3 protein-coding genes are annotated in these 14219 nt (G+C 75.5%); all 3 read left to right on the top strand.

What is annotated here, in order from left to right; translation table 11 throughout:
* Positions 1–1407, top strand: a 1407-nt coding sequence (locus ACZ518_RS38920; RefSeq protein WP_469117761.1) for a beta-ketoacyl reductase, incomplete at its 5' end; no start/stop codon positions are given.
* Positions 1404–6218: a type I polyketide synthase gene (locus ACZ518_RS38915; protein WP_469117760.1), complete on the top strand. Its 4815-nt coding sequence runs from the start codon at positions 1404–1406 to the stop codon at positions 6216–6218. The genes ACZ518_RS38920 and ACZ518_RS38915, both read left to right, overlap by 4 nt.
* Positions 6219–6222: 4 nt before the next feature.
* On the top strand, positions 6223–14219 hold a 7997-nt coding region (locus tag ACZ518_RS38910; RefSeq protein WP_469117759.1), incomplete at its 3' end, for a type I polyketide synthase.

Raw genomic sequence — 14219 nt, 5'->3', positions numbered from 1 at the left:
GGTGAGGATCAGGTGGCGGTGCGTGCGGAGGGTGTGTTCGCGCGTCGTCTGGTGCGTGCGCCGTTTGCTCCGGTGGCAGGTGAGGGTTGGCGGCCGGATGGTCCGGTGCTGGTGACCGGTGGTACGGGTGCGCTGGGTGTGCGGGTGGCGCGTTGGCTGGCTTCGGCGGGTGCGAAGGAGCTGGTGCTGACGAGCCGTCGGGGTCTGGAGGCTCCGGGTGCTGCCGAGCTGGTGGCGGAGCTCGGGGTGTCCGGTGTGACCGCCACGGTGGTCGCCTGTGATGTGGCGGACCGGGACGCGGTGGCGAAGCTGCTGGTGGAGTTCCCGGTGTCGGCGGTGTTCCACGCGGCGGGTGTGCTGGATGACGGTGTGCTGGACGGGCTGACTCCGGAGCGTCTGTCTTCGGTGCTGGGTCCGAAGGCGGATGCGGCGCGTCATCTGCACGAGGTGGCCGGTGAGATGGGCTTGGAGCTGTCGGCGTTCGTGTTGTTCTCGTCGTTCGCGGGGACGGTCGGTGGTGCCGGTCAGGGCAACTACGCGGCGGCCAACGCCTGCCTGGACGCTCTGGCCGAACAGCGCCGTGCCGACGGACTGCCCGCCACCTCCATCGCCTGGGGAGCCTGGGGGGACAGCGGCCTCGCCACCGGATCCGACGCCGTCACCGCCCGCATGCGGCGCGGCGGCCTCCTGCCGATGGCCCCCGACCTGGCCATCGCCGCACTCCAGCAGGCACTGGACCGCGACGAGACCACCCTCGTGGTCGCCGGCGTCGACTGGGAGCGCTTCACGGCGGCCTTCGTCACCGGCCGCCCCAGCCCCCTCCTGACGGGCGTACCCGAGGTGCGGACCGTACTCGCGGCCCTGGAAGACGGCCGCGCCACCGGCACCTCCCTGCGGGACACCCTCCCCGGCCTGCCCGCCGAGGCGCAGGAACGCGCTCTGCTCGACCTGGTCCGTACCCATGTGGCCGCGGTCCTCGGACACGGCACCCCGCACGAGGTCGCCACCGGACGGGCCTTCCGCGAGGCGGGGTTCGACTCCCTGACGGCGGTCGAGCTGCGCAACCGGCTGAGCACGGCCACCGGCCTGGCCCTGCCCGCCACCGTGGTCTTCGACCACCCCAACCCGGCCGCGCTCGCCGGCCACCTGCGCTCCGAGCTGTGCGGGAAGGCCGGCGCGGACGGGCCGTCCGCGCTGGAGGAGTTCGCCCGCTTCGAACGCGCTCTGGCCCGGGTGGAGCCCGGCACCGGCGACCACACCAAGATCATGCAGCGGCTCCGGGCCCTGCTGGAGCAAGGCCGGGAAGCCACCGGCCACCCGGACCGCGCCGACGGCGCCGACCAGTACGAAGCGGCGACCGACGACGAACTGTTCGGCCTGCTCGGCGAGAAGTTCGGCATCTCATGAGCGATGCCACCCGCCCCGCCGCCGCCCGCCCCTCCGCCAGGGAGAACCCTCACGTGTCCACCAATGAAGAAAAGCTCCGCCACTTCCTCAAGCGCGTCTCGGCCGAGCTGGAGCAGACCCAGGAACGCCTGCGCGAGAGCGAGAACCGGGACGGCGAGCCGATCGCCGTCGTGGCCATGAGCTGCCGCTTCCCCGGCGGGGTCCAGAGCCCCGAAGACCTGTGGCGGCTGCTCGTCTCGGGTGGCGACGCCCTGTCCGGCTTCCCCACCGACCGCGGCTGGGACCTTGCGGGCCTGCTCTCCGACGACCCGGAGCAGACCGGCGCCTCCCACGCCCGCCAGGCCGGATTCCTCGAAGGCGCGGGCGAGTTCGACGCCGCCTTCTTCGGGATCTCCCCGCGTGAGGCCCTCGCCATGGACCCCCAGCAGCGGTTGCTGCTGGAGACCTCCTGGGAGGCCTTCGAGCGCGCCGGGATCGCCCCGGACACCCTGCGCGGCAGCCGGACCGGCGTCTTCATCGGCACCAACGGGCAGGACTACACCCCCGTGGCCGTGCACTCCGCCGACGACCTGGCCGGGCACATCATGACCGGCAACGCCGCCAGCGTGCTCTCCGGCCGCCTCTCCTACGTCTACGGGCTCCAGGGGCCCGCCGTCACCGTCGACACCGCCTGCTCCGCCTCCCTCGTCGCCCTGCACCTGGCGGGCCAGGCACTGCGGCGCGGTGAATGCGAGCTGGCCCTCACCGGCGGGGCCACCGTCATGTCGACACCCACCCTGTTCGCGGAGTTCAGCCGCCAGGGCGGCCTGGCCCGCGACGGCCGCTGCAAGGCCTTCGCGGCGGCCGCGGACGGCACCGGCTGGGGCGAGGGCGCGGGCATGCTCGTACTGGAGCGGCTCTCCGACGCCCGCCGCAACGGCCACCCCGTCCTCGCCGTCATCCGCGGCTCCGCCGTCAACCAGGACGGCGCCTCCAACGGCCTGACCGCCCCCAACGGACCCGCCCAGCAGCGCGTCATCGAACTGGCCCTCGCCAACGCCCGCCTGACGCCCGACCAGGTCGACGCCGTCGAGGCCCACGGCACCGGCACCACCCTCGGCGACCCCATCGAGGCGCAGGCCCTGATCGCGGCCTACGGGCAGGACCGCCCGGCCGGCCGGCCCCTCCACCTCGGGTCGGTCAAGTCCAACATCGGCCACACGCAGGCCGCCGCCGGCGTGGCGGGCGTGATCAAGATGGTCGGGGCGATCCGCAACGGCGTCCTGCCGCGCACCCTGCACGTGGACGAGCCCACGCCCCAGGTCGACTGGTCGGCCGGCTCCGTGCGGCTGCTGACGGAGAACCTCGACTGGCGCACCCCCGACGGACAGCCGCGCCGCGCAGGCGTCTCCTCGTTCGGCATCAGCGGCACCAACGCCCACGTCCTCGTCGAGGAGTACACGCCCGACGCCGAGCCGTCCGCGCAAGACGACCGGACCCCCGCGGTCCCCGCGGCCGGCGCGGCCCCCGCCGGCTCCGCCGCCCCCGTCGCCCCCGTCGTCCTCGCGGTCCTCTCCGCCCGCGAGGACGAGGCGCTGCGCGAACAGGCCGCCCGCCTCCACGCCCACCTGGAAGCCGGTCCGCACCTGTCCCCCCGCGACGTGGCCCACTCCCTCGCCACCACCCGTGCCACCCTCGACCGCCGCGCCGCCGTCGTCGCCGACGACCGCGACACCCTCCTGAAGGGGCTGGCGGCGCTCGCCGACGGCACCCCCGACCCCGGCGTCCTCCACGGCAGCACCACCCCCGGCGGGCTGGCGTTCCTGTTCACCGGCCAGGGCGCCCAGCGCCCCGGCATGGGAGACGGGCTGTACGCGGCCTTCCCGGTCTTCGCACAGGCCTTCGACGCGGCCTGCGCCGCGCTGGACGCACACCTGGACCGCCCGCTGCGGCAGGTGGTGAGCGGCGGGGCGGGACTCCTCGACCGGACCCGTTACACCCAGGCAGGGCTGTTCGCCCTGGAGGTGGCGCTGTACCGCCTCTTCGAGTCCTGGGGAGTACGCCCCGACTTCCTCCTCGGCCACTCCGTCGGCGAGCTCGCCGCCGCCCACGTCGCCGGCGTGCTCACCCTCCCCGACGCCGCCACGCTCGTCGCCGCCCGCGGCCGGCTGATGGAGGCGCTGCCCGAGGGCGGGGCGATGGTCTCCGTCGAGGCGGCCGAGGACGAGGTACGCGCCCTGCTGACGGCCGGCGTCGACATCGCCGCGGTGAACGGCCCCCGCGCGGTGGTCGTCTCCGGCCCCGAGGACGCGGTCTCGCGGACCGCCGGCCTCCTGGAGGCCGCGGGCCACCGCACGAAGCGGCTCAACGTCAGCCACGCCTTCCACTCGTCGCTGATGGAACCGATGCTCGCCGAATTCGGCCGCATCGCACGGACGCTCACCTTCCACCAGCCGTCCGTCCCGATCGTCTCGAACGTCACCGGACGCACCGCCGACCCGGCCGAGATCACCACGCCCGAATACTGGGTCCGGCACGTGCGCGCCGCCGTCCGGTTCCACGACGGCATGCGCCACCTGGAAGCCCAGGGCGTACGCCGCTTCGTCGAGCTGGGCCCCTCCGGCGTGCTGGCCGCCGCCGGACAGGCCTGCGTGAGCGGCCCCGGCCTCGTCCTCGTACCGGCCCTGCGCCGCGACCGGCCCGAGCAGGAGACCGTCACCGCCGCCCTGGGCGAGCTGTTCGTGCACGGCACCACCCCGGACTGGACCGGGGTCTTCGCCGGGCAGCCCGTACGCCGGGTGGCCCTGCCGACCACGGCGTTCCGGCGCACCCGCTACTGGGCCCGCCCCGGCGACACCGCCGGCCCGCCCGCCACCACCGCCCAGGACCCCGCCGCCGGCCTCCAGTACCGCATCGAGTGGCAGCCGCTCGCCGCCCCCGCCGCCACCGTCCCCGAGGGGACCTGGCTGGTCGCCGGGCCGTGCCCGCAGGAGCTCGACCTGGTCACCGGGGCGCTCGCCGCCCGGGGCGCCACCCCCGCCCGCCTGGACCTGACCCCCGGCACGGGCCACGACCGCGAAGCCCTGACCGTCCGCCTGCTCACGGCCCTGCCCGCCGCCGACAGCTGCGCGGGCGTCCTGCTCCTGCCCGCCGAGCCCGGCGATCCCGGCCTGGACGCGGCCCTCCGGCTGCACCAGGCCCTCGGCGACGCCGGAATCACCGCACCGCTGTGGTGCGCCACCCGCGGCGCGGTCTCCACCGGTCCCGACGACCGGCCCGCCGACCCCGGCCAGGCACAGGTCTGGGGCCTGGGCCGGGCCGCCGCCCTGGAAACCCCCACCCGATGGGGAGGGCTCGTCGACCTCCCCGCGGAGCTCGACACCCCCGCGCTCGACCGGCTCGGCGCCCTCCTGCTGGCCGGCGCCCCCGCCGGGACCGGCGCCGAGGACCAGCTGGCGATCCGCCCCACCGGCATCCTCGCCCGCCGGCTGGTCCGCGTACGCAGGACCTCCGCCGCCGTCAAGCCCTGGCGCCCCTCCGGGACCGTCCTGGTCACCGGCGGCACCGGCGCCCTCGGCGGCCACATCGCCCGCTGGCTCGCCGCGTCCGGCGCCGAACACCTGGTCCTCACCAGCCGCCGCGGCGAGCGGGCACCCGGCGCACGCGAACTCGCCGCCGAACTCACCGCGACGGGCACCCGCGTCACCATCGAGGCGTGCGACGCGGCCGACCGGGACGCACTCGCCGCAGTGCTCGACGCGATCCCCGCCGAACTGCCCCTGACCGCGGTGGTGCACACCGCCGGCATCCTCGACGACGGCGTCATCGAGTCCCTCACCCCCGAACGGTTCGCGGCGGTCCTGCGCCCCAAGGCCGACGCGGCCCGCAACCTCCACGAACTCACCGCCGGCCTGGACCTGTCGGCGTTCGTCCTCTTCTCCTCCTTCGCCGGCGCGGTCGGCGGCGCCGGCCAGGCCAACTACGCGGCCGCCAACGCCTTCCTGGACTCCTTCGCCGACCAGCGCCGCGCCGACGGGCTGCCCGCCACCGCCGTGGCCTGGGGCGCATGGGCCGAAGGCGGCATGGCCGAGGACGAGGCGGCCGTCGGCGAGCGCCTGCGCCGCCACGGCATCCGCCCGATGCGGCCCCCGCACGCCATCGAGGGACTCCAGCAGGCCCTGGACCACGGTGACGCCTGCCTCGCGGTGGCCGACATCGACTGGGCCCTGTTCGCACCCGGCTTCACCACGGTCCGGCCCAGCCCGCTCCTCACCGGGATCGAGGAGGCCCGCCCCCGCACCACCGGGGAAGCCGACTGGCGCGAGCGCATCACCCTGCTCCCGGACGCCGAACGCGCCGCCGCCCTGCTGGACCTCGTACGCACCCAGGCGGCGGCCGTCCTCGGACACGGCGGCCCCGAGGCGGTCACCCCGACCCAGCCCTTCCGGGAACTCGGCTTCGACTCCCTCACCGCCGTCGACCTGCGCAACGTCCTCGGCGTCCGCACCGGGCTGAACCTCGCCACGACCGTGGTCTTCGACCACCCCAGCCCCCAGGCCCTCGCCGAGCACCTCGACGCCGAACTCGGCGGCACCGCCGCCGCCCGACTCCTCGCCGACCTCGACCGCGTCGAGGACGCCCTCGCCGTCCTCGACGCCCCCGACGTACGGGCGGAGGTCGTGACCCGCCTCCAGAACCTGCTGGCCCGCGCCGGCGCGGGATCCGGACCGGGCTCCGGCCCGGACGACGAAACGGGTGCCGACACCCGACCGACCTTGGACACGGCGGACGACCTTTTCGCCTACATCGACCAGAAATACGGGACCCGCTGACATGGTGAACGAGACCAAGCTCCTGGAATACCTCAAGCGGGTCACGGCTGACCTGGACGAGGCGAACCGGCGCCTCAAGGACGCCGAGGACCTCAGCCACGAACCGATCGCGATCGTCGGCATGGGCTGCCGCTTCCCCGGCGGCGTGCACTCCGCCGAACAGCTGTGGACCCTCCTCGCCGACGGCACCGACGCACTCGCCCCCTTCCCCGACGACCGGGGCTGGGACCTCGCCGCGCTCTACGACCCGGACCCCGACCGGGCCGGCACCAGCTACGTCCGTGAGGGCGGCTTCCTCGCCGGCGCCGCCGACTTCGACCCCGCCTTCTTCGGCATCAGCCCGCGCGAGGCCCGCGCCATGGACCCGCAGCAGCGGCTGCTCCTGGAGGTCGCCTGGGAAGCCCTGGAGCGCTCCGGCCTCGACCCGGCCGCCCTGCGCGGCAGCCGGGCCGGCGTCTTCGTCGGCACCAACGGCCAGGACTACGGCACCCTGTTCGGCTCGACCCCGGAAGAGGGCCTCGAAGGCTACATCGGCACCGGCAACGCGGCGAGCGTCCTCTCCGGCCGGCTGTCCTACGTACTCGGACTCGAAGGCCCCGCCGTCACCGTCGACACGGCCTGCTCCTCCTCCCTGGTGTCCCTGCACCTGGCCGCCGAGGCGCTGCGCCGCGGCGAATGCGCCCTGGCCCTCGCGGGCGGCGCCACGGTGATGGCCACCCCCCGGGTCTTCGTCGAGTTCAGCCGGCAGCGCGGACTCGCCGCCGACGGCCGCTGCAAGCCCTTCGCCGCCGCCGCGGACGGCACCGGCTGGGGCGAGGGCGCGGCCCTGCTCGTCCTCGAACGGCTCTCCGACGCCCGGCGCAACGGCCGCCCCGTCCTCGCGGTCCTCAAGGGCTCCGCGGTCAACCAGGACGGCGCCTCCAACGGGCTCACCGCCCCCAACGGCACCGCCCAGCAGCGCGTCATCCGCCAGGCCCTGGCCAACGCCCGGCTGTCCCCGGACATGGTCGACGCGGTCGAGGCCCACGGCACCGGCACCAGGCTCGGCGACCCCATCGAGGCGCACGCCCTGCTCGCCACCTACGGCCGCAAGCGCACCGCCGACCGGCCGCTGTGGCTGGGCTCGGTCAAGTCGAACCTGGGCCACACCCAGGCCGCGGCGGGCGTCGCCGGCGTGATGAAGATGGTCCTCGCCATCCAGCACGGCACGCTGCCCAAGACCCTGCACGTGGACGAGCCGACGCCGCACGCGGACTGGTCCGCGGGCGGCGTACGCCTGCTGACCGAGGCCACGCCCTGGCCCGAGACGGGCGAACCGCGCCGCGCCGGCGTGTCGGCCTTCGGCGTCAGCGGCACCAACGCCCACCTGATCGTCGAGCAGGCCGCCCCCGAGGACGCCCGGCCGCCCCAGGACCCGACGACGCACGAGCCGCAGGCGCCGCGCACCGCCGCCGCGCCGTGGCTGCTGTCGGCCCACACCCCCGAGGCACTGCGCGCACGGGCCGCCCAGCTCCGCTCGTACGCACAGGACCACCCGGAACTGGACCCCGCCGACCTGGCCCACTCCCTCTCCCTGTCCACCCCCTTCGCCCACCGGGGTGTGGTGCCGGGCGCCGGCCGGGAGGAACTCGTCGAGGGTGCGGTCTCCGGCGGGAAGTTCGCCTTCCTGTTCTCGGGTCAGGGTGCGCAGCGTGCGGGGATGGGCCGTGAGCTGTACGGGGCCCAGCCGGTGTTCGCGGCGGCCTTCGACGAGGTGTGCGCCCACTTCGACTTCCCGTTGAAGGAGATCGTTTTCGGCGAGGGGGAGCGGGTCCACCGCACCGAGTACACCCAGCCGGCGCTGTTCGCGGTCGAGGTGGCCCTGTACCGGCTGGCGGAGTCGTTCGGTCTGCGTCCGGACTTCGTGGCGGGGCATTCGATCGGTGAGATCGCGGCCGCGCATGTGTCCGGTGTGCTTTCGCTGGCGGACGCGGCGCGTCTGGTGGCGGCGCGTGGTGCGCTGATGGGTGCGCTGCCGGAGGGCGGCGCGATGGTCTCCGTACGGGCTACCGAGGAGGAGATACGCCCGCTGCTGTCGGCGGATGTCGACATCGCGGCGGTCAACGGGCCGGAGTCCGTGGTGGTTTCGGGTGCGGAGGACGCCGTCCTGGCGGTGGCCGCCACGCTCGCGGAGCGGGGTCGCAAGACCAAGCGGCTGACCGTCTCGCACGCTTTCCACTCGCCGCTGATGGAGCCGATGCTGGAGGCGTTCCGCGAGGTCGCGGAATCCCTCACCCACACCGCGCCCGCCATCCCGGTCGTCTCCAACGTCACCGGCGGGCAGATCACCGAGTTCACCGCCGACTACTGGGTCGAGCACGTCCGGGGTGCGGTCCGCTTCGCCGACGGGGTCCAGTACCTCGCCGCGCAGGGCGTGGGCCACTTCCTCGAACTCGGCCCGCAGGGTGTCCTCGCCGCCATGGCGGGGGAGTCCCTCCCCGAGGACTTCTCCGGACTCCTCACCCCCGTCCTGCGCAAGGACCGCCCCGAGCCGGAGGCGTTCCTCGGCGCCCTCGCCGAGGCCTGGACCCGCGGCCTGCCCGTCGACTGGCAGCCCCTGCTCTCCGGCCGCCGCGTCGACCTGCCCACGTACCCCTTCCAGCGGCAGCGCTACTGGCCCGAGACGACCGCCCTCGGCGACGTGGCCGCCGCCGGCCTGGGCCCGGCCGACCACCCCCTGCTCGGAGCCATGGTGACCCTGGCCGAGGCGGACCAGGTGCTGTTCACCGGCCGTCTCTCCCTGCGGACCCACCCCTGGCTCGCCGACCACGCCGTCCTCGGAACCGTGTTCGTCCCGGGCACCGCCTTCGTGGAGCTGGCAGTCCGCGCCGGCGACCAGGTCGGCTGCGGCCGCCTCGACGAACTCACCATCGAGGCGCCGCTGGTCCTCCCCGAACAGGGCGCGGTCCAGCTCCAGGTCTGCGTGGGACCCGCGGACGCGGACGGCCGCCGCTCACTGACCTTCCACTCCCGCCACACCGACGAGCCCTGGACCCGGCACGCCACCGGCACCCTGACGGCCGCCCCCTCCCCGGCCGCCGCCCCGCCCGCCGGCCCCGACCTGAGCGAATGGCCCCCCGCGGGAGCCGAGCCGGTGTCCGTCGAGGGGCTCTACGACCACCTCGTCGAGGTCGGCTTCGGCTACGGACCCGCCTTCCAGGGGCTGCGGGCGGCATGGCGCCGCGGCGAGGACGTGTTCGCCGAGGTCCGGCTGCCGCTGGAAGCCGAGGCCGCCCGCTTCGGCCTGCACCCCGCCCTGCTGGACGCCGCCCTGCACGCCGTCGGGCTCGGTGACTTCGTCACCGACGGCGCCGCCAGCCTCCCGTTCTCCTGGCGCGGCGTGACCCTCCACGCGGCCGGCGCCCCGGCGCTGCGCGTACGGCTGTCGCCGGCCGGCCCCGACACCGTGTCCCTGGACGCGGCCGACCAGACGGGCGCCCCGGTGGCCACCGTCGAGGCGCTCGCCCTGCGCCCGGCCGCGGCGCAGCGCACGCAGCGGCACCGCGACTCCCTCTTCCGCGTCGACTGGGCCTCCCTGCCCCTGCCGGCCGCCGCCGGGCAGTCGGCCGGTGCACCGCCGCACTGGATCGCCTCGGCCGCCGACCTGGCCGCGCTGGACACCGTCCCCGACGCCGTGTTCTTCCGCTGCCCCCGCACCGGCGACGACCTCGTCTCCGCGGCCCACACCGGAACGCACCGCGTCCTGGAACTCCTCCAGGCATGGCTCGCCGACCCCCGGTGCGCCTCCTCGCAGCTGGTCCTGGTGACCCGTGGCGCCCTGGCCGTCCGGCAGGGCGAGACGGTCCACGACCTCGGCCAGGCACCGCTGTGGGGCCTCGTCCGGTCGGCGCAGGCCGAGAACCCGGGCAGCTTCCGCCTGATCGACGTCACCGCCCCGGACGACGCCCCGGACGTCTCCGCCGCACTGGACGCCCTCCTGACCCTCGACGAGCCGCAACTCGCGCTCCGCGACGGCACGTTGTACGCCCCCCGGCTGGCCCGCGTCCCCGCCCCCGCCGAGCCCCGGGACTGGGACCCCGACGGCACCGTCCTGATCACCGGCGGCACCGGCGGCCTCGGCGCCCTGCTGGCCCGCCACCTGGTGGCCGAGCGCGGCGTACGCCACCTCGTGCTGGCCGGTCGGCGCGGCCCGGCCGCCGAGGGCGCCGGCGAACTCGCCGCCGCGCTCACCGAGGCCGGCGCCCACGTACAGATCGAGGCCTGCGACGCCGGCGACCGCGCCGACCTGGCGCGGCTGCTCGCCCGGATCACCGCCGAGCGGCCGCTGACGGCGGTCGTGCACGCGGCCGGCGTCCTCGACGACGGCGTGATCGGCTCGCTGGCACCCGACCGGCTGGACACCGTACTGCGCCCCAAGCTCGACGCGGCCTGGCACCTGCACGAGCTGACGCGGGAGGCCGACCTGGCGGCGTTCGTACTGTTCTCCTCGGCCGCCGGCGTCTTCGGCGCCCCCGGCCAGGCCGGCTACGCCGCCGCGAACGCCTTCCTCGACGCGCTCGCCCAGCACCGCACCGCACAGGGCCTCAGCGCCGTGTCCCTCGCCTGGGGCCTGTGGGCGGAGGGCGGCGGCATGGGCGGGCGACTGGCCGACAACGACAGCCGGCGCATCACCGGCTCCGGCGTCGGCGCACTGACCGCCGCCGACGGCCTGGAACTCTTCGACCTCGCGGGCGGCCTCGACGAGCCCCTGCTCGTCCCCGCCCGCCTGGACCTCAACCCGCCGACGGGCGCGGCGCGGAACGCGACGCCCCCCGCACTGCTGCGCGGCCTCGTCCGCGGACCGGCCCGCAGGGCGGCCGCGTCCGGCCCGGCCACCCCGCGCACCCAGTGGACCGAACGGCAGCTCGCCGAGCTGGTCCGTACGCACGTCAGTGCCGTACTGGGGCACGCGAACGCGCAGGCCGTCGACCTCGGCCAGGCGTTCACCGAGCTCGGCTTCGACTCCCTCACCGCGGTCGAACTCCGCAACCGGCTCACCACCGAGACGGGCCTGCGGCTCTCTGCCACCCTCATCTTCGACTACCCCACCCCGGCCTCCCTCGTGGAGCACCTGCGCGCCGGACTGACCGAGGCCCCGGCCGCCGACACCACCGCCCCGGCCGCCGTCGCCCCCGGCGCCGGCACCGACGACCCCATCGCGATCGTCGGCATGAGCTGCCGTTATCCCGGCGGGGTGCGCTCGCCGGAGGACCTGTGGAAGCTGGTGGCCGCGGGCGGCGACGGCATCGCGGCGTTCCCCACCGACCGCGGCTGGGACCTGGACGGCCTCTTCGACGACGACCCCGACGCGGCCGGCCGCTCGTACGTCAGCGAAGGCGGCTTCCTCTACGACGCCGCCGAGTTCGACGCCGGCTTCTTCGGGATCTCGCCCCGCGAGGCCCTCGCCATGGACCCCCAGCAGCGGCTCCTCCTGGAAACCGCCTGGGAGGCCTTCGAACGCGCCGGCATCGACCCGACGTCCGTGCGCGGCACCGCCACCGGCGTGTTCGCCGGCGTCATGTACCACGACTACGCCTCCCGCCTGGGCGAGGTCCCCGAGGGCATCGACGGCTACCTCAGCACCGGCAACGCCGGCAGCGTCCTGTCCGGCCGCATCTCCTACGTCCTCGGCCTGGAGGGCCCGGCCGTCACCGTCGACACCGCCTGCTCGTCCTCCCTCGTCGCCCTGCACCTGGCCGCCCAGGCCCTGCGGTCCGGCGAGTGCACGATGGCCCTGGCCGGCGGCGCGACCGTGATGGCCACCCCCAACACGTTCGTGGAGTTCTCCCGGCAGCGCGGCCTGTCCTTCGACGGCCGCTGCAAGTCCTTCGCCGCCGCCGCCGACGGCACCGGCTGGGGCGAGGGCGCGGGCATGCTGCTGCTGGAGCGGCTCTCCGACGCCCGCCGCCACGGCCACCGGGTCCTCGCCGTCATCCGCGGCTCCGCCGTCAACCAGGACGGTGCCTCCAACGGCCTGACCGCCCCCAACGGCCCCTCCCAGCAGCGCGTCATCCGCCAGGCCCTGGGCAACGCCGGCCTGGGCGTCCGGGACGTCGACGCCGTCGAGGCCCACGGCACCGGCACCAAGCTCGGCGACCCGATCGAAGCGCAGGCCGTGCTCGCCACGTACGGGCAGGACCGGCCCGCGGACCAGCCGCTGTGGCTGGGCTCCCTCAAGTCCAACATCGGCCACACCCAGGCCGCCTCCGGCGTCGGCGGCGTCATCAAGATGGTCGAGGCGATGCGCCACGGCCTCCTGCCCCGCACCCTCCACGTCGACGAGCCCACCCCGCACGTCGACTGGACGGCCGGCGGCGTGCGCCTGCTGACCGAGCCCGTGCCGTGGCCCGAGACCGGACGGGCCCGCCGCTCCGGCGTGTCCTCGTTCGGGGTCAGCGGCACCAACGCCCACGTCATCGTGGAACAGGCCCCCCTCGACGAGGCCGGCGCCCCCGGGCACGCCCCCCGGCAGGCCCCCGCACCGGGCACGGCCCTGCCGTGGGTGCTGTCCGCCAAGACCGACGAAGCCCTGCGCGACCAGGCCCGCAACCTCCTCGCCGCCCTGGAGGGCCTGACCGCGCCGGGATCCCCCGGCGAGGACCCCCACCACGCCCTCGCCGACATCGGCGGCTCCCTCGCGTCCTCCCGCGCGGCCCTGGAGCACCGGGCCGCCGTGGTGGGCGACGACCCCGCCGCCTTCGCCGAAGGGCTGACGGCCCTGGCCGCCGGCGAGCCCTCCCCGCGCCTGCTGCGAGGATCGTCGCGCAGCGCCGCCAAGGCCGTGTTCGTTTTCCCCGGCCAGGGCTCCCAGTGGGCGGGCATGGCCCACGAACTGCTCGGCTCCTCAACGGTGTTCGCCGACCAGCTGGCCGCCTGCGAACGGGCCCTCGCGCCCCACGTCGACTGGTCGCTGCGCGAAGCCCTCGCCGACGAGGCCGCCCTGGCCCGGGTCGACGTGGTCCAGCCCGCCCTCTGGGCGGTGATGGTCTCCCTCGCCGCGCTGTGGCGCTCCCACGGAGTCGAACCGGCCGCGGTGGTCGGCCACTCCCAGGGCGAGATCGCCGCCGCCTGCGTCGCCGGAGCGCTCACCCTCGACGACGCGGCCCGCGTCGTCGCCCTGCGCAGCAAGGCCCTCCTGGCCCTCTCCGGCCGCGGCGGCATGGTCTCCCTGCCGCTGTCCCGCGAGGAGGCCGCCGCACACCTGGGCGAGCGGCTGTCGCTCGCCGCCGTCAACGGCCCCCGTTCCGTGGTGGTCTCCGGCGATCCCGAGGCCCTCGACGCGGTGCTCGCCGGCGTCGAGGGCGCCCGCCGGATCCCCGTGGACTACGCCTCCCACTCCGCCCACGTGGAGGAGATCCGTACGGACGTCCTGGACGCCCTCGCCGGGATCACCCCCCGCCCGGCCGAGATCCCGTTCCTGTCCACGGTCGACGCCGGCTGGCTGGACGGCACCGAACTGGACGAGCACTACTGGTACCGCAACCTCCGCCAGAGCGTCCTGCTCGCCGACGTCACCGAGACCCTCGTCCACGAGGGCTACGGCGTGTTCATCGAGGTCAGCCCGCACCCCGTCCTCGTCCACGGCCTGCCCGACACCGCGCTGGGCTCCCTGCGCCGCGGCGACGGCGGCCCCGCCCGCTTCACGGCCGCCCTCGCCGAGGCGCACGTCCACGGAGTGCCGGTCGACTGGGACACCGTCTTCCCCGCCGCCCGGCGGGTCGATCTGCCCACCTACGCCTTCCAGCGCGAGCGGTACTGGCTGGAAGGCACCGACGCCGCGGGCGACATGGCCTCCGCGGGCCTGGACGCGGCCGGGCACCCCCTGCTCGGCGCGATGGTGACGGTCGCCGCCTCCGACGACCACCTCTTCACCGGCCGCCTGTCACTGTCCGCGCAGCCCTGGCTGGCCGACCACGCGGTGGCCGGCACGGTCCTGCTGCCCGGCACCGCCTTCGTGGAGCT

It is taken from the genome of Streptomyces sp. NPDC033966 (assembly GCF_055575955.1).
The sequence above is the reverse complement of the archived record's forward strand: the minus strand, read 5'-3'. Positions and strand labels throughout refer to the sequence as shown.